Source organism: Rhizobium sp. NFR03 (genome assembly GCF_900111275.1).
Classification (GTDB): domain Bacteria; phylum Pseudomonadota; class Alphaproteobacteria; order Rhizobiales; family Rhizobiaceae; genus Ferranicluibacter.
Window position 1 is genome coordinate 572,807 of sequence record NZ_FOGR01000004.1, and the last position, 16,324, is coordinate 589,130.

The following is a 16,324-nucleotide window of genomic DNA, read 5'->3' on the forward strand; positions in this document are numbered from 1 at the left end:
GGTTGGCGTGTGGACGTCAGATCTTGCCCATACCGGCTGCCATGAGGTCATCGCGAAGGACACGGCCGGCGATGACGAAGACGATGAGAGCGGGCAGGAGCAGGAGGAAGGAGACGATGGAGGCAAGCGGCAACTGCATCGAATAGGGGTCCAGATACATGTAGAGCTTGATCGGCAGCGTCTCGACGACAGGAGCGCCGACGATGAACGACTTGTCGAACTCCTCGAAGCTTCCGACGAAGGACATGAGGCCGCCGGCAAGAAGTCCGGGCACGGCGAGCGGCAGAACGATATGCCTGACGATGCCGAGCGTGTTGGCGCCGAGCGAACGGGCGGCGTGGATCAGGTCGTCGGGTATCGTCTCCAAGGCGGCCGTCATCAACCGGATCATGAGCGGCAGCGTGCCGACGATCTGGACGAGGATGACGCCGGCCACCGAATAGGCAAGTCCGAGCGCCAGGAACACCTGCCCGATGCCGACGGCAACGACGATGCCGGGGATGATGATCGGCGCGAGGATAAAGATCTCCACCGCGCGTTTCAGCCGGAAGGGGAAGCGCGCCATGGCCCAGGCGGTGGGCAGGGCAATGACGGCTGTGGCGAAGGTGACGACGATGGCGATGAGGATGCTGTTGAGGGCCGCCCGCAGAAGGCCGTCATCGCCCAGCACGCCGGCCCAGCGGGCGGTGGTGTAGCTCTGCGGCAGCACATGGGGCGGCGGCCAGCCGTCGGCGATGCTCCAGAGAAACATCAGGCCGAGCGGCAAGGCGATGGCCAGGAACAGCGAGACATAGAGGCCGATCGCGACGGGAAGGCGGTCTTCCCGTGTGAACCGGCGTTTGCGCGGCGATGTCAGTCCGGTTGCAGGATAGGCAATAGATGTCATCGGGCATCTCCGCGTCCATGCGCATCGCCGATGCGCGATGTCAGGCTGTAGTAGGCGACAAGAACGGCCACGGCGAAGGCGCTCAGCACCATGCCCATGGCAAAGACCTGGGGAAACCGGCCCTGGTTGAATTCTGCGACCATCAACACCGAGAGCGGACGTGCCGTCGGCGGGCCGACGATATCCGGGATGGCGTAGGAGCCCATGGAGCCGATGAAGGTGAGGAGCACGGCTGCTGTAATGCCGGGCATGGCGAGCGGCACTTCGACGCGCAAGAAGGTGGTAAGGCGTGACGCGCCGAGCGTGCGGCTGGCGGACCGGATGTCCTCCGGGATCGCGGCAAACGCGCTGGTGATGATGAGCGTCATGAACGGGATCTGCTTCCAGACGCTGGCGAGAATGACGCCGACGCCCCAGTCGTCCCGCACGAGCTTCGGCAGGCCGAACCCGAGCGGCGCGACTGCCCGGTCGATGAAGCCGCCGCGCTCGAAGACCACGATGATCATCAGGCCGACGATGATACCGGGCACTGCGAGCGGCAGCTTGTAGAGACCGCTGAAGAGCTTGCGCCCCGGGAAGTGGCGGCGGATGGCAAGCGACAACGGCACGGACACCAGGAGCGATACGATAACGGGCGCGACCCCGTAATAGATGGAGGTGCCGAGGCCCCGCAGCATGGAGGGCCGCGTGAAGATGCGAATGTACCAGGTGAGCGTGAAGCTGCCGTCCTCCAGGCGCAGGCTGCCGATGAAGGCGGCGGCCAGCGGGCCACCGAAGAACAGGAGGAGGTAACCGACCCCGGGCGCCAGAAGCAGCGGCAGGAGCAGGCGCCGGTCGCGCAGGCTGGCCGGCATCATGCAGCCTCCGCGGCGTGTCCGCCGTCTTCGCGCCCGCGGTCCTCCCCCCGGTCTTCAAGGACGGGCAGGCGGCTCGGGAACGTCAGTGCCACGGTGCGGCCCGGCTCGATCAGTGCATCGCCGCCGGCGTGGCTGACCTTCAGCAGGGTATCGCCGATGCTGACCGTGTAGAGCGCGCTCGCGCCCATGAATGAGACGCCGGTTACCGTCGCCGGTGCGCTCAGACCGGTGTCGCGGGTGCGAGGGTCGTCGGGGTGGATGCCGATGCTTTCCGGCCGCACGGATATCCGGGCCGGTCCGATGGCTTCCGTTGCCAGATCGACCGTCTGGCCCCAGGGCAGTTGCGCGCGCCGCCCGGAAGCGGTGACGGCGAGGAGATTGGTCTGGCCGAGAAAGCCCGCCGTGAACGCCTGTTTCGGCGAGCGGTAAAGCTCCAATGGTGTGCCGATCTCGATGACCCGGCCGGCATTCATCACCACGATCCGGTCCGACATGGCCATGGCTTCGGCCTGATCGTGGGTGACGTAGACGCTGGTCGCGCCGATGCGCCGGTGCAGCGCGACGAGTTCATGGCGCAGCGTATCGCGCAGCTTTGCGTCGAGGTTGGACAAGGGCTCGTCGAACAGAAGCAGGTTCGGCTGCATGACGATGGCGCGCGCGAGCGCCACGCGCTGCTGCTGCCCGCCCGAGAGCTGGCGCGGCATGCGACTGGTCAGGCCGGACAAGGTGCAGATGTCGAGCGCGTGGGCGATCCGCGTCTGCTGTTCGGCCTTCGGTACATTCTTCATGCGCAGCCCGAAACGCAGGTTCTGCTCCACCGTCATATGGGGAAACAGGGCGTAGGACTGGAACACCATGGCGATGTCGCGCCGCTCGGGTGGCAGCATGTCGATCCGCTTGCCGGCCAGACGAATCTCGCCGCCGCTCTGCTCGCTGATGCCCATGACAATCCGCAGAAGCGAGGATTTTCCGCAGCCGGACGGCCCGAGGATGGTCACGAACTCGCCCTGTTCGACGCAGAGCGAGACAGGATGAAGGGCGCGGCTCGCACCGTAATCCTTTGTGATATCGGTGATCTCAAGCATGCTCATGGCGGTTTCCTGATCGATCGGAGGATGGTCGTGCCGCTTCGGCGCCACCGCGATGCGGCGGCACGTGCCACCGCATCGAAGTCTATTAAGCTGGCTACTGGTTGATCACTTTTTCATCCAGCGCCTCTGACAGGGCCGTCGCCATGTCCCAGAAGGCGGTGACACTGAGGCGGGGATAGACGCTGGACGGCAGCATGTGGACCTGCGTCTCCGCCGGCACCTGATCGGTGCTCACATCCGTGCGCGGTGAGCGCGAGGCCTTGTTTTCGAGTTTCCAGAGCTGGAAATCCTTGCTCATGGCCATATCGATGAGGAGGAGCGCCGAGGCGACGTGGGTGGCATTGGCCGGTACGAACATGGCGTCGCCGGAGCCGACCTGGCCCTTTTCCAGCAGCGTCAGACGGATCGTGTCCGGCACCTGCTTCGTGCCGAGAAAGGTCATCACCTGATCTTCCCAGACGGTGCCCATGGCAAGCTGGCGATTGTTGATGAGGTTCAGCGTATCGGCATTGCCGTTCGTCAGTTCGGCGACCGCGAGCAGACGGCGATAATAGTCCCAGACCGGATCGAGGCACTCGGAGTCCATGGCCCATGTCTCGGCTTCATCGAGCGTCTGGTTCGTGTCGGTCAGCTTGGCCTTGCAGTCGCCCGTGAGCAGATCGAGCGCCAGGGAATAGAGGAACCCGCTGCCCGAACCGCCCTTGGCAGGCGACGTGACGCCGAGGCGCTTGGGGTTCTTTTCCGCCCAGGCAAGCAGGTCCTGAAAGCTCTTGGGAACCTCCGCCGGCGTTACCGTCGCGCTGTCATAGCCAATGGCGGTCTGGTTGAGATGCACGAGCGGAAAGCTGCCGCCATGCGGCTTGCCGAATACGGTATCGCTCAGAACCGGATCGTAATGGTCCATGTTCGGCAGGATCTTCGTCAGCGCGATCTTGCCGACGACGCCCTTCGACGACAGCAGCGGATAACCGCCGCCGCCGGCAAAATAGACATCGACGGGGGAATCCTGTCCGGCGGACTGTACGGCGATCAGCTGCTGGTTCGCCTGGTCGCCCTTGACGTCGGAATAGCTGACCTTGATGCCGTATTTCGCCTCGAAGCGGCGGATCAATTCCTGCCATGTGTCGCCGAAGCTGCCGGCGAAATTGTACATCGTCACTGAACCTTCCGCCTTGGCCGCGGGGACGACGACCTCGTAGAAATTGTCGCGCGTGACCGAGGAGAGATCGAAGGTCAGGTTCTTCATATTGCTCTCGGCCGCAAGGCAGGGTGCGGTGGAGGCCGTCAACGTGACGATGGTGGCTGCGAGAATGGTTCTGAACATGGATGCTCCCTGGAAATCTGGCGACCGGCGCAGACGGCGAACGTCCGTCGGCGATATGCGCGTTTCGATGAAGCATAAATACTACACACTAAGTGTAATATTTATGACGGATTTGTAAAATGTGGGATCAGCGGTCCGGCATCGTTGTCGGGACGGGTCGCGCACGGTATCCAAGGCCACGGCGTCGGAGCGATTACAGGCGGGAGATTGCAGCATGCCAGCGGAACGGGACGCGCTTTCGCAGGCGCCGCTTGCCAGCGATAACGAGCGCATGATCCTCGATATCATCCGCCGTCATGGCACGATGGCGCGATCGACGATCACCAGCCACACGAACCTCACGCAGCAGTCGGTTCACCGCCTGGTGGAGGGGCTTGTCGCACGCGGGCTGTTGCGCACGGGGGCGCCTGTCGGGGGAACACGCGGCCAGCCCAGCCCGACCATCGAGCTTGCGCGCGATGGAGCAAGCGCCATCGGCCTGTCCATCAACACGGACTCGGTCATTCTCTGCATCACCGACCTTTCCTGCGATGTGATCGTGGAGGAGCGGCTGGATCTTCAACCGGGCAATCGGGAAGAGACGCTGCGCGCCATCGCCATCAGGCTCGATGCGCTGCTGGCGGAGCATGGGATATGCAAGGACACGATCGCCGGCTTCGGCTTTTCCATGTCGGGCTTCTTCGTGTCGGAGCATCGCGCCTTCAACGCGCCGGAGTCGCTCTCCGACTGGTCGCTCAGGAATCTTCGGCCAGAGCTCGAGCACACCTTCCGACTGCCCGTCTGGCTGGAGAACAATGCGACGACGGGCGCGATCGGCGAGAGCATGCGCGGCGTCGGCCTCTGGTGCCGGACGTTTGCGTTTCTCTCCTTCAACTACGGCTTCGGTGGCGGACTGATTCTCGACGGCAAGCCGTTCCACGGCTTCCACGGCAATGCAGGCGAGTTCAGCGGCATCTATGTGCCGGGAGAATCCGAACGGCGGCCGGCGCTGCAATATCTTCTGGCATGCCTGCAGGAAAACGGCATCGACATCGACAGCATCGATGCCCTGCGACGGGATTTCGACCCTGCATGGCCGGGCGTCGAGGACTGGCTGGCCGAGACCATGCCGCAGGTGGACCGGCTGGTCGCAACGCTCGTCGCCGTTCTCGACCCGCAGGCCATCGTCTTCGGCGGACAGTTGCCGACGGAACTCGGACGGATGATGATCGAACGGGTACACCTTCCCTCGCAGCGGGTGCACCGCTATGGCGTCGGGCCGAAGGAGGCGCGGCTCGTGCTCAGCGAGACCCGCGGAGACGCCGCCGCCATCGGTGCGGCGCTCCTGCCTTTGAAGATGCGGTATTTTACCTGATGCCTCCTGCCCCCGCAGGGAATGTCAGGCTTTTGCGCAATAGCCGCGCCATCCGCCATAGGCACTGATATCGGCAGCGCCGGCCGCGATCGCGACCGGCTCGCAGAGGAAGCCCTTGGCGAATGTGCCGTCGGAAAGGGCAATCGTGCCGATGCCCAAGGGGGTCGGTATCGCGGCGACGAAGCGGCCGAAGGCTGCAGGCGTCAGCCGCCAGACCTCGACCTCGATCTCCGCGCCCTGTCCTTCGGCAACCCGCACCATGCCCGGCTTCGGCGGCACCGTGCCGGCGAGCGCATAGAGCCGGTAGGCGTCGGATGTGCGGGCCGTGCGGGAGAATTGCCCGTCGAGATCGACAAGCTGATGGCTCAGCGGCATGCCGGAGAGATGCGCGCCGACGACGACGAGGTCGATCAGGCTGTCGTCGGACGTATCCGGTTCATGGGCGACGGGTGCAGGTTGCGGCCAGCCGGTTGCGCCGAGCGTGAGGCCGCTTGCGGTGTGAAGCGCCTGCCCGAGCGTTGCGAGCAGCCCGTCCTTGCCGGCGGGGGCAAGCAGAGTGACGCTTGCCGGAAGGCCATCCTGCCGCGTCGTCGTGGGCACTGAAAGACCGCACATGTCGAGCAGGTTGACGAAGTTCGTATAGGTCCCGAGCCGCGAATTCTCGCGGATCGGCTCGGCCTCAAGCTCGGCAACCGTATAGTGGCGCGGGGCGGTCGGCACGCAGAAGAGATCGACCGAGGCGATGACGGGCGCGAGCCTCTTCTTCAGCGACTGAAGGGCATAGAGGCCGTTGAAGGCATCGGCTGCCGTTAGTACCTTCGCGCCGCCATAGATCTTGCGCGTCACGGGATGGAACACGTCTTCCCGCGCATCGAAGAAGGCCTTCACCGCGGCATAGCGCTCGGCCACCCACGCGCCTTCGTAGAGAAGGTCCGCCACGTCGTAGAAAGGGCCGAAGGGGATTTCCACCAGTCTGTGGCCGAACCCTTTGAGCGTTGTCAGCGCCTGCGCATAGGCTGCTTCCATCTCCGTATCGCCAAAGAATTTCAGATCGGCGCTTGCGGGAACGCCGATGGTCAGCACGGGCGGCGCGAGACGGGAACCGGTGGGCAAGACGCGGGAATAGGCGTCCGCAGGGTCCGGCCGGGCCGCGACCGAGAACACCGTCCAGGCATCCTCGACCGTCAGCGCGAAGATGGAGACGCAATCGAGCGTCCGGCAGGCGGGGATGACGCCCGTCGTGGAAAGAGCGCCGAGGCTCGGCTTCAGGCCGACGATATTGTTGAGCCCGGCGGGAATGCGACCCGAGCCCGCCGTATCGGTGCCAAGCGCGAAGGAGACAATGCCCTGCGCCGTTGCGACCGCCGAACCGGACGAGGAGCCGCCCGGCACGAGTGCGGGGTCGATGGCGTTTTTCGGGATCGGATAGGGCGAGCGGACACCGACGAGGCCGGTGGCGAACTGGTCGAGATTGGTCTTGCCGATGACGAGGGCACCGGCTTCCCTCAGGAGGCGCACGACCTCCGCGTCTTTTTCCGGCGTATACGCATAATCCGGGCAGGCGGCCGTGGTCGGCATGCCCGCAACGTCGATATTGTCCTTCACGGCAAAGGGAATGCCGAACAGCTTGCGTGCTGGATTGTAAGGGCCGAGGCGCTGCGCCTCTGCCAGCACATCCTGGCGGTCCGCAAGATGAAGAAAGATGCCGGGATCATCGACATCCCCGATCCGGGCGAACACGCGCTCCACGATGTCGGAAACGCTGCCGCCATTGCGATAGAAAACCGAGAGCGATGCAATGTCGAAAGCCGGGAGACCGGACGAGGGAATGCCGGTCATGCCAGGTCCTCCGCAAGGATGGTGACGGGCCGGTCCCACTGGATCAGCACGACGCATCCCGGTTTGCTCCAGACGGAATGTTCGGTGCCGATCGCGTTCACGATATAGCTGCCTTCGGCGTAGTCGCCCGTCTCGTCCGACTGCACGCCATCAAGGACGAAGATAGTTTCAAGGCCTTCATGCCGGTGGTGCGGCACGGATGCGCCGGGCTCGTATTTAAGGAGCGCCACGCCCGGCTGGTCGCCTTCGAAGCGCTTGATCCAGTGGATCGTCACGCCCTGCCGGAAAGCTTCGAATGGCAGGTCCTTCCAGCCTCCCGACGTCGAGAAGTCGCGGGTTGTTTCATGCCGGGTTGTTTGGGGCATCTGGCAGTCCTTTCAGAATATCGTCGATATGCGCCGTCCAGCCGACAATCGCGCCCTGGGCGCGGATCATGGCGATGGCGGCGGCCTTGAATTCGGGGAAATAGCTCTCGGTCGCCTCCTCGCAGAGCAGGCATTCATAGCCGCGATCATTGGCCTCCCGCATGGTCGTCTGCACGCAGACCTCCGTGGTAACGCCGGCAAAGACGAGCTGGGTGATGCCCTTTTCCTTGAGGATTTCGCCGAGCCGGGTCGCGTAGAAAGCGCCTTTGCCGGGCTTTTCGATCACGATTTCACCATCGACCGGTGCGAGTTCGGGCAGGATGGCGGTGCCGGCTTCTCCAACGATCAGAACGCGTCCCATCGGTCCTTCGTCACCGATCCGAAGGGCCGGGTTTCCACGGTCGCGCTTGGCAGGCGGGAGGTCGGACAGGTCGGGCCGGTGGCACTCCATGGTATGAATGACGGGAAGGCTCGCAGCGCGAAAGCCCTCGATCAGCCGCTTCACATCGGGCACGATCCGGCCGATGCGGTAGACGTCGTTGCCGAGGCTCGCGCCGAAGCCGCCGGGCTCGGCGAAATCGCGCTGCATGTCGATGACGACGAGCGCCATCTCGTGGGTGCGCGCCGGAAAGGCGAAGGGTTCTGCCGGGATATCCGCCATTAGTGATGCCCCGCCATATGCGCCCCGATCACCCCGATATCGGCTCCGCGCGCCGTCGTCTCGTAGACAAGCTTTCCTTCCGAGATGACGATGATGCGATCCGACAGTTCGAGAAGCTCGTCGAGATCCTCCGACAACAGCAGCACTGCCGTGCCGGCATTGCGCGCCTTCATGATGCGGGCGCGGATTTCGGCGACCGCCGAGAAGTCGAGCCCGAAACAGGGGTTGGAGACGATGAGCAGATCGACATCGCCCGTGAGTTCCCGGGCGAGCACGGCGCGCTGCACATTGCCGCCCGACAGCGCGGCGATGGGGGAGGAGGAAGACGCGGTCTTCACCTTGAAGTCGGAAATGAGCGCGGTCGCGCGCGCCTTCATGGCCGCCTTCGAAAGCCAGATCGCTCTCCCGCCGTCCGGCTTCAGGTCGAAGGTGCGGAAGGACAGGTTTTCGCTGACCGTCATGCGCGGTGCGCAGGCGTTCTGCAGCGGTTCTTCCGGGATGAAGCGGACATTGTTCCTGCGGGTTTCCGCACGCGTCGCGCCATAGGCTGCGCCGTTGACCTCAATGGTGCCGGCAGAGGTGGCGCGCTGGCCGGCCAGGATCTCGGTCACCTCCTTCTGCCCGTTGCCGGAGATACCGGCGATGCCGACGATCTCGCCTGCGCGCACGCAGAGGTCGTCGATCTCGATGGTCTTCAGCCCGGAGCGATCCGGCGCTTTCACACGGGAGAGTTTCAGCACCGTATCGGCCGTTTCCTTCACGGGTGCGCGGCTGTCGAGTTCGGCGAGCTTCACATCGCCGATCATCAAGGCGGCCATGTCGGCGGTGGAGAGATCGCCGATCCTGCCGGCGCCGACGAGCTTGCCGCGTCTGAGGATGGAAACGGCGTCGGCGAACTTGGTGATTTCGTGGAACTTGTGGGAAATCATGAGCACGGTCAGCCCGCCGCTTTCCGTGAGACTGCGCACAAGACCCAGCATCTCGTCGGCCTCTGCCGGCGTCAGCACCGAGGTCGGCTCGTCGAGGATCAGGAAGGAGCGGCCGAGATAGAGCTGCTTGACGATTTCGAGCTTCTGTTTCTCACCGGCTGCCAGTTCGCGCACCGGCCGGTCGAGCGGGATGTGGAACGGCATGCGCTCCATGAAGCGTGCAAGGTCCTTGCGTTCCTTAGGCCAGTTGATCACGGCGGGCACTTCGGCACGGCTGATGACGAGGTTTTCGGCTCCGGTCAGCGAGGGAACCAGGGTGAAGTGCTGGTAGACCATGCCGAGCCCTGATGACGCGGCATCGCGCGGCGAGGCGACCGACACCTCACGGTCATCGACCAGAAGCGAGCCCGATGTCGCGTGATAGAAACCCATGATGCACTTGACGAGGGTCGATTTGCCGGCGCCGTTTTCGCCGAGCAGCGCATGGAACGAGCCGGCGGGCACGCGGATCGACACGTCGTCCAGCGCCGTGAAGCTGCCGAAGCGCATCGTCATGCCGATGGTCTCGATGCCGGCTGCCGCCTTGCCGGTAACCGCGCCCGTTTCCAGACCTCTGCTATCGCGAACGATCTGCATGTCAGCTCTCCTGTTCCAAAACGGTTTCGCGCTCCACGATAATGGCGACCGGTCCGCCGCCCGGTGGACCCTGATGCTCCGCGCCGCCCGAAACATAGAGGTCGGTCATACCGAAGACGCCGGCGAGAACGCCGCCGACGAAGGCGCGGGCATGGCGGGTGCCGGCGATGTCGGAATCGTCCAGCATGGTGTGACGCTGGCCCCCGACCATGCCGGACGGGTCCGGTTCGGCCTTGGCGAGGACGGCCGCGAGCCGCGCCGTATCCGGCAGCCGGGCCCGCGCCGCGCGCACGGACGCCGTGTCGATGGCGTTCGCCATGACGGCGTGGTCGATCGCCAGCGGCCCGCGCCACGCCTTGCTCATGCCGAGCACGATGATTTCGTGATCCGTGAGCTCGACGCCGGCCGAGGTGGAGGCGCAGCGGGAAAAGAGATCGAGCCGTGAGCCGATGACATCGTCGGTCATGTCGCTCGCGTCGATCTCGCCAAGCGCCACCGCCACGCCGAGGGCAGAGGCGCCGCGGGAGAGCCCCATGGATTTCAGCGTGTCGCGCGTGGCCACCGTCTCACCCGACATTTCGGCTTCTGCGATGCGGGCAAGCGTCAGCAGCGGGCACTTGATCTGGACGAAATGCACATCCTTGGGATCGTCGACCCCGGCGTCTGCCATGGCGGCCCGAACGCCTTCAGCGACCATAAGTACCTGTTCGCGACGACCGAGATGATGGAAGGGGAGGTGCGGCGTGCGCGTCGCGCCGATGGCGAGCGCGGCCTCGCCTGACGTGTCGGCGGTCTCTTTCGCATCTTCCCGCGCGAAAACCGTCCAGTGCGGCGATAGCGCGCCTTCCGTGCCACCGGACATGACGAGGCAGGGTGCCTTGACGTGATGCCGTGCAAACAGCGCCTCGAAACTCGCGGTGGCATATCCGCGGGTGAAATCGTTGACGCAGCCATTGCCCTCGGTCTTGCCCAGAATGGCAACGACCGCCTCAGGCTTCAGCCCTGCGGCAAAGAGCGCTTCCACGCCCGATACATCGGCGGGGCCGCTCGCCGGCACCCGCCAGACGGAGGCTCGGGGCATGTCACGGTGTGCGGGGGGCATCAGGGCAGGGCCTCGATCAACGCTTGCGACTTCGAGACCGCGCCGAAGACGCCGCCCTGCATCTTGACCATCTTGATGGCCGCGAGGTGGTTGCCGTAGTCGGTCGCGCCGCAGCAATCCTCCAGCATGACGCACTCGAAGCCGCGATCGTTCGCCTCGCGCATGGTGGTGGAGACGCAGACATCGGTGGTGATGCCGGTGAGGATGAGGTTTTCGATGCGCTTCTGGTTGAGGATCAGCTCCAGATCGGTCGCGCAGAACGAGCCCTTGCCCGGCTTGTCGATGATGGTCTCGCCGGCGATCGGATAGAGTTCGGGAATGATGTCCCAGCCGGGCTCGCCGCGCGTGAGGATGCGCCCGCAGGGGCCGGCGTCGCCGATACCCGCGCCGATGCGCTGCGACCGCCAGCGCTTGTTGGCCGGCAGGTCGGCAAGATCCGGGCGGTGCCCCTCGCGGGTGTGGATGATGTGGTAGCCCTTGGCGCGCATCGCTGCGAGTACCGCGCCGATGGGCTTGATCGGCGCCTGAACCAGCGCGAGATCATAACCCATATGATCGACATAGCCGCCTTTGCCGCAGAAATCCGTCTGCATGTCGATGATGACGAGCGCCGTATTGTCGGGCCGCAGCTTGCCGTTATAGGGCCAGGGATAAGGATCGGCGGTGATGTAGTGTCCGGCGGTTTCGGTCATCGCATCCATGATCGTCTCTCCTATTCCGCAGCTTGGCTGGCGCTCTCGCCATATTTCCGGGTGGGTTTTTCAAAGCCGCAGGGCGTGCCGTCGGTCACCTTGACCGCGTCTTCCCAGGGCAGCCGGTAGGTGCCGGCGATGAGGTCGTGCATGTAGCTGTAGGGCGCATCGCCCGCCCCGCCGGCGACCGCGACATAGCCGCGATGGCCGAGCTGGTAGATGTTGTTCTCCACGCCCCAGCCGAGCCGCGCCTCGCGCACCAGATCCGGCCGGACCTCCGCCGTGATGATCTCGTTGACGCGTCCCGACGTGCCGTGCGCGATGATCGTGCCGTCGAAATTGCAGATCATGCCTTCGCCCATGCTGTCGAACGTGCCGTCCGAGCCGCACATGCAGACGCTCGCCGTCACCATGAGATTGCAGAAGGCGTTCGACTGGTTGGTGAAGCGCCAGGATTCGCGGATCGGCGCGGTGTAGCCGGCCGTGCGGATCATGATCTCGGCGCCCTTGTAGGCGCATTCGCGCGCCATCTCCGGGAACATGCCGTCGTGGCAGATGATGAGCGAGAGCTTGGCACCCTTCGGCCCGTCGATGACGGGTATGCCGAGATCCCCCGGCTCCCATGGCTCGACAGGCACCCAGGGGTGCATCTTGCGGTAATAGAGCTTCAGGTCACCCTGATCGTCGATCACGATGCCGGAATTGTAGGGCATGCCGCCGGGATTGTGTTCCATGATCGAGAAGCAGCCCCAGATCGCGTTCTCCTTGCAGGCCGCCTTGAAGGCTGCGACTTCGGGTCCGTCGAGGTCGCACATGATCTCGAGATTGATGTCCATGGAGAGGCCATGCAGGGCATATTCCGGGAAGACGACGAGGTCCATGCCGGGCTGGTTGCGGCGCGCTTTGGCAACGAGGTCGACAATCACCTGCGTCTGGCGCGCAAGATCGGCTTTCGTCACGGTCAGCGGCAGTTGCAGCTGTACGAGACCGATGCCGACGCCGTGTTCGGATATGTTGAGACCACCCAGACCGTTCATGTGGAAGCTCCTTCGTATGTCGTTTTGCGCATGCGCATTTTTGCAGTTCGTTATTTCGTCAGGGAAAGCTCGCCCGGTGCACCGGAGAGCGCGCGGTGGGGGGAGGATGTGGCGATGAGGATGGCAAGCGTCAGCACGTAGGGCGCCGCATAGAAGAGGTAGTAGCCCTGCGTGACGCCCACCGACTGGAGCGCCGGCCCGAGTGCGCCGGTGCCGCCGAAGAGGAGGGCGGCGAGGAAGCAGTTGATCGGGTTCCAGCGGGCGAAAATGACGAGCGCGACCGCCATGAGGCCCTGACCCGACGAGATGCCCTCGTTCCACGAGCCGGGATAGTAGAGCGAGAGATAGGCCCCGCCGACCGCCGCGAGCGCGCCGCCGAGCGCGGTGGCGAGAAGCCGGACGCGGTCCGGGTTGATGCCCATCGCGCGGGCCGCATCGGTGGAATCGCCGACGACGCGCAGGATGAGGCCGGGGCGCGTGTTGCGGAACGCCCAATAGAGAAAGAGTGCAAGAAGAAAGCCGACGAAGAACAGCACGTTGATGTTCAGCGCCGCCTGCACCTGCGGGTAGGATGACCAGTTGCCGAGCGGAATGGAGGGCAGCTTCGGCGCTGATGGCTGGATGAAGGGCTTGCCAAGGAAGAAGGCAAAGCCCAGCCCGAACTGCATCATGGCAATGCCGATCGCGATGTCGTTGACCCGGGGAAAACGGCAGATGAAGCCGTGGATGAGCCCGAAGACCGCGCCTGCTCCCATGGCCGCGAGCACGCCGAGCCAGGGCGAGCCCGTGAGCACCGCCACGGCATAGGCCGTCATCGCGCCGAAGACGAGCGTGCCTTCGAGCCCGAGATTGATGCGTCCGGAGCGCTCCGTGATGGCCTCGCCGAGCGAGACGAAGATGAAGGGCGTGGAGACGCGGATGGCGCCGGCGATGATGGCAAGGGGCACGCCCCAAAGGCCGATATCCGTCTCGCTCATGCGCGGGTTCCTTTCCACACATCGGGATTGAAGACCTTGAAGCGGCCGTAGAAGGTTTCGCAGAAGAGGATGACGATGAAGAGCGTGCCTTGCAGGGCGACGACCGTGGCATCGGGCAGTCCCATCCGCCGCTGGATCAGCCCGCCGGATGCCTCCAGCCCGCCGAGCAGGATAGCGATGGGGATGATGGCCAGCGGATTGTGGCGTGCGAGGAAGGCGACGAGGATGCCGGTGTAGCCATAGCCGGCGGCAAGCGAGGCATTGGCGCTACCCTGCACGGCGGCGACCTCCAGCATTCCGGCGAGCCCCGCGAAGCTGCCGGCGATGGCCGTGAACCCGACGATGAGCCGACCGACCGGCAGGCCCTGAATCTGCGCCGCGCGGACATTTCCCCCCGCCATGCGGGCGGCAAAGCCGAAGCGTGTCGCCTCGATGAGGACGTAGGAGAGGATGCAGGCGATGATGGCGATGACAAGGCCCCAATGGACGTCCATGCCGGGGATGGCGCCGATCATGTATTCGGGCGGCAGAGGCAGGGTGGAGGGCTTGTTGAGGCTGGCGGGATCGCGCAGCGGTCCTTCGACGAGCTGGTTCATCAGCGCGATGGCGATATAGGAGAGCAGCAGCGACGAGATCGTCTCGTTGACGCCGCGATAGTGACGCAGGAAGCCGACCGCGCCGATCCAGACGCCCCCGACGACCATGGACGCGAGCGCCATCGCGACGAGCGTCGGATAGGGCGGCAGAAGGCCGGTGAGCGGCGTGGCAATGGCCGCCGCAGCAACGCCACCGAGCACCAGCGCGCCCTCGCCGCCGATAATGACGAGGCCGAGACGTGCCGGCAGCGCCACGCAAAGGGCGGTGAGGAGAAGGGGAGCGGCCCGCGACAGGCTGTTCTGGATAGAGAACCAGCTGCCGAAGCCGCCGGTATACATGATCTGGAAGAGCGCAAGCGGCGACTTGCCGATCGCGAGAATGAAGATCGAGAAGAGCGCCAGACCGGTGACGATCGCTGCAAGGCCGATGACGACGGGCTCCGCCCGCCGCGCCAGCCATTCGAGCGCCGGGCGGAAGGACGCGGCACCCCCGGAGCCTGCCAACAGCGCAGGATTGTTCGCTTCGACGGTCATGACGCGTTTCCCTTTGCTTGGGTTGGCCAGTGGCAGGGGATATCAGGAGGTGGAGCCGACCACGCCCTCGACGAGATAGGCCATGCTTTCCAGATCGATCGCGTCCTCGGCATAGGCCTTGTCGGCGGCGATCACCGCATTGCCCTTGTTGTCCTTCAGGGGGCCCTTGAATACGGAAAGCTTGCCCGTCATCGCTTCGGCATGGGCTGCCTCGAAAGCCTTGCGGCCTGCCTCCGGAACACCGGGGCCGAGCGGGCTCATCTTGACGAAGCCATCCTTCAGACCGCCGCGCACGAAGTTTCCAAGCTTCTCGCCGGCCTGGGCCTTCTGGATGAAGTCGGTGTAGACATTGCCCCAGGCCCATTCGGCGCCCGTCAGATACTTCTCGGGCGCCAGAGGGCTCTGGTTGGCATGATAGCCGCAGACGAAAGCGCCCCGACCAGCCGCCGTCTCGACCACGACCTTGGGGCTGTCGACATGGCAGGTGATGACGTCGACGCCTTGGTCCACCAGCGCATTGGTGGCTTCCGCTTCCTTGATGGCAAGCGACCATTCGCCGGTGAAGATGACCTGGCAGGTGATCGCGGGATCCACCGAGCGGGCGCCCAGCAGGAACGCGTTGACGTTTTGCAGCACCTGCGGGATCGGCTTGGCGGCCACGAAGCCGATCTTCTTCGACTTGGAGGCATGCCCGGCGGCGATGCCGTTCAGGTACTGGCCCTGATGGATATAGCCGAAATAGGATCCGGTGTTGGCGGGATGCTTGCCCTCCTGCCAAAGGCCACCGCAGTGGCGGAACTGGGTATCGGGATATTTGGCCGCCATCGCCAGCATGTGGGGATCGAAGTATCCGAAGGAGGTCGGGAAGATCAGCGCGGCGCCATCGAGGTTGATCATCGACTCCATCGTCTTCTGGACATCGACTGTCTCGGGTACGTTTTCTTCCTCGACCAGCGTAATGCCCGGCATGGCCTTGATGACGGCCGCACCTTCGGCATGCGCCTGGTTGTAGCCGTAGTCATCCTTGGGGCCGACATAGATGAAGCCGACGGTCAGCGCTTCCTGCGCGAAGGCGGCTGACCCCATCAGGCCCGGCACGGCGCTTGCCGCAAGGCCGGCGGCGGAGGCCTGGAGAAAATGGCGGCGGTTCATGGAAAAGCGGTTGGTCATCATCATGTTCCCCGTGCGGCGCTGGGCCGATGGCTGTTGGACATAAAAGTGTATGCAATGACCGTGCCACCCGGTAACCATCTGTAAACATTAGACCCCGTTATGGGATCGCAACAGGACTGCGGAAAGTGCATGCAGTTTTAAAATGATTTGCCTATTTTTACGGCTCTGCGAGCCTTTCAGGCTGTTCCATGTGCGCGTTACCGGGGTCAGTTCATGAAAACCGACGCAACTGTCATGTTTTCAATGTCTTAAACAGACGATTGACATGGCC

At 64.4% G+C, this 16,324-nt stretch carries 15 protein-coding genes; 1 reads left to right on the forward strand and 14 read right to left on the reverse strand.

The features are described from left to right. Positions 1-16: 16 nt before the first annotated feature. The 4 genes from BSG19_RS15830 to BSG19_RS15845 form a co-directional block, all read right to left on the reverse strand. Positions 17-886 carry an ABC transporter permease gene (locus BSG19_RS15830; protein WP_092988950.1) on the reverse strand — a complete coding sequence of 290 codons (870 nt, stop codon included), beginning with the start codon at positions 884-886 and terminating at the stop codon, positions 17-19. Continuing rightward, positions 883-1,740 carry an ABC transporter permease gene (locus BSG19_RS15835; RefSeq protein ID WP_092989125.1) on the reverse strand — a complete coding sequence of 286 codons (858 nt, stop codon included), beginning with the start codon at positions 1,738-1,740 and terminating at the stop codon, positions 883-885. Before BSG19_RS15835 ends, BSG19_RS15830 begins: the two co-directional genes overlap by 4 nt. Then, on the reverse strand, positions 1,740-2,834 hold the full coding sequence (locus BSG19_RS15840) for an ABC transporter ATP-binding protein (protein ID WP_092988951.1): 1,095 nt from the start codon (positions 2,832-2,834) through the stop codon (positions 1,740-1,742). Before BSG19_RS15840 ends, BSG19_RS15835 begins: the two co-directional genes overlap by 1 nt. Before the next feature lie 94 nt (positions 2,835-2,928). Continuing rightward, the gene (locus BSG19_RS15845) at positions 2,929-4,158 is read right to left on the reverse strand and encodes an extracellular solute-binding protein (protein WP_092988952.1); all 1,230 of its coding nucleotides are present in this window, start codon (positions 4,156-4,158) and stop codon (positions 2,929-2,931) included. Between the two features lie 214 nt (positions 4,159-4,372). On the opposite strand from BSG19_RS15845, the gene BSG19_RS15850 reads away from it, so the two are divergent. After that, on the forward strand, positions 4,373-5,512 hold the full coding sequence (locus tag BSG19_RS15850) for an ROK family transcriptional regulator (RefSeq protein WP_092988953.1): 1,140 nt from the start codon (positions 4,373-4,375) through the stop codon (positions 5,510-5,512). Between the two features lie 24 nt (positions 5,513-5,536). On the opposite strand, the gene atzF is transcribed toward BSG19_RS15850, so the two are convergent. The 10 genes from atzF to BSG19_RS15900 all read right to left on the reverse strand — a co-directional run bounded on the left by atzF (position 5,537) and on the right by BSG19_RS15900 (position 16,050). Then, on the reverse strand, positions 5,537-7,351 hold the full coding sequence (gene atzF, locus BSG19_RS15855) for an allophanate hydrolase (RefSeq protein ID WP_092988954.1): 1,815 nt from the start codon (positions 7,349-7,351) through the stop codon (positions 5,537-5,539). Further along, positions 7,348-7,716 carry a cupin domain-containing protein gene (locus tag BSG19_RS15860; RefSeq protein WP_092988955.1) on the reverse strand — a complete coding sequence of 123 codons (369 nt, stop codon included), beginning with the start codon at positions 7,714-7,716 and terminating at the stop codon, positions 7,348-7,350. Before BSG19_RS15860 ends, atzF begins: the two co-directional genes overlap by 4 nt. Next, positions 7,694-8,377, reverse strand: a complete 684-nt coding sequence (locus BSG19_RS15865) for a cysteine hydrolase family protein (protein WP_092988956.1) — start codon at positions 8,375-8,377, stop codon at positions 7,694-7,696. The genes BSG19_RS15860 and BSG19_RS15865 overlap by 23 nt, the downstream gene beginning before the upstream one ends. Further along, entirely contained in the window at positions 8,377-9,861 is a 1,485-nt protein-coding gene (locus BSG19_RS15870; RefSeq protein WP_244529289.1) for an ABC transporter ATP-binding protein, read from the reverse strand. The genes BSG19_RS15865 and BSG19_RS15870 overlap by 1 nt, the downstream gene beginning before the upstream one ends. An 82-nt stretch (positions 9,862-9,943) precedes the next feature. Beyond that, positions 9,944-11,023: a cyanuric acid amidohydrolase gene (locus BSG19_RS15875; protein WP_092988958.1), complete on the reverse strand. Its 1,080-nt coding sequence runs from the start codon at positions 11,021-11,023 to the stop codon at positions 9,944-9,946. Positions 11,024-11,043: 20 nt separating this feature from the next. After that, positions 11,044-11,745 (reverse strand): biuret amidohydrolase, encoded by a 702-nt coding sequence (locus BSG19_RS15880; RefSeq protein WP_092988959.1) that lies wholly within the window; start codon positions 11,743-11,745, stop codon positions 11,044-11,046. A gap of 11 nt (positions 11,746-11,756) precedes the next feature. Continuing rightward, the gene (locus BSG19_RS15885; protein WP_092988960.1) at positions 11,757-12,773 is read right to left on the reverse strand and encodes a formamidase; all 1,017 of its coding nucleotides are present in this window, start codon (positions 12,771-12,773) and stop codon (positions 11,757-11,759) included. 50 nt (positions 12,774-12,823) lie between these two features. Then, complete coding sequence (locus BSG19_RS15890; protein WP_092988961.1) at positions 12,824-13,750, reverse strand: ABC transporter permease; 927 nt, start codon at positions 13,748-13,750, stop codon at positions 12,824-12,826. After that, positions 13,747-14,880, reverse strand: coding sequence for an ABC transporter permease (locus tag BSG19_RS15895; protein ID WP_092988962.1), 1,134 nt, complete (start codon positions 14,878-14,880; stop codon positions 13,747-13,749). Before BSG19_RS15895 ends, BSG19_RS15890 begins: the two co-directional genes overlap by 4 nt. 42 nt (positions 14,881-14,922) lie before the next feature. After that, complete coding sequence (locus tag BSG19_RS15900; protein ID WP_092988963.1) at positions 14,923-16,050, reverse strand: BMP family ABC transporter substrate-binding protein; 1,128 nt, start codon at positions 16,048-16,050, stop codon at positions 14,923-14,925. Between the last annotated feature and the right edge of the window lie 274 nt (positions 16,051-16,324).

Coding starts and splice junctions, on each gene's coding strand:
- BSG19_RS15830 (WP_092988950.1), bottom strand. CDS start 886: ATGACATCTATTGCCTATCCTGCAACCGGACTGACATCGCCGCGCAAA.
- BSG19_RS15835 (WP_092989125.1), bottom strand. CDS start 1,740: ATGCCGGCCAGCCTGCGCGACCGGCGCCTGCTCCTGCCGCTGCTTCTG.
- BSG19_RS15840 (WP_092988951.1), bottom strand. CDS start 2,834: ATGAGCATGCTTGAGATCACCGATATCACAAAGGATTACGGTGCGAGC.
- BSG19_RS15845 (WP_092988952.1), bottom strand. CDS start 4,158: ATGTTCAGAACCATTCTCGCAGCCACCATCGTCACGTTGACGGCCTCC.
- BSG19_RS15850 (WP_092988953.1), top strand. CDS start 4,373: ATGCCAGCGGAACGGGACGCGCTTTCGCAGGCGCCGCTTGCCAGCGAT.
- atzF (WP_092988954.1), bottom strand. CDS start 7,351: ATGACCGGCATTCCCTCGTCCGGTCTCCCGGCTTTCGACATTGCATCG.
- BSG19_RS15860 (WP_092988955.1), bottom strand. CDS start 7,716: ATGCCCCAAACAACCCGGCATGAAACAACCCGCGACTTCTCGACGTCG.
- BSG19_RS15865 (WP_092988956.1), bottom strand. CDS start 8,377: ATGGCGGATATCCCGGCAGAACCCTTCGCCTTTCCGGCGCGCACCCAC.
- BSG19_RS15870 (WP_244529289.1), bottom strand. CDS start 9,861: ATGACGATGCGCTTCGGCAGCTTCACGGCGCTGGACGACGTGTCGATC.
- BSG19_RS15875 (WP_092988958.1), bottom strand. CDS start 11,023: ATGCCCCGAGCCTCCGTCTGGCGGGTGCCGGCGAGCGGCCCCGCCGAT.
- BSG19_RS15880 (WP_092988959.1), bottom strand. CDS start 11,745: ATGGATGCGATGACCGAAACCGCCGGACACTACATCACCGCCGATCCT.
- BSG19_RS15885 (WP_092988960.1), bottom strand. CDS start 12,773: ATGAACGGTCTGGGTGGTCTCAACATATCCGAACACGGCGTCGGCATC.
- BSG19_RS15890 (WP_092988961.1), bottom strand. CDS start 13,750: ATGAGCGAGACGGATATCGGCCTTTGGGGCGTGCCCCTTGCCATCATC.
- BSG19_RS15895 (WP_092988962.1), bottom strand. CDS start 14,880: ATGACCGTCGAAGCGAACAATCCTGCGCTGTTGGCAGGCTCCGGGGGT.
- BSG19_RS15900 (WP_092988963.1), bottom strand. CDS start 16,050: ATGACCAACCGCTTTTCCATGAACCGCCGCCATTTTCTCCAGGCCTCC.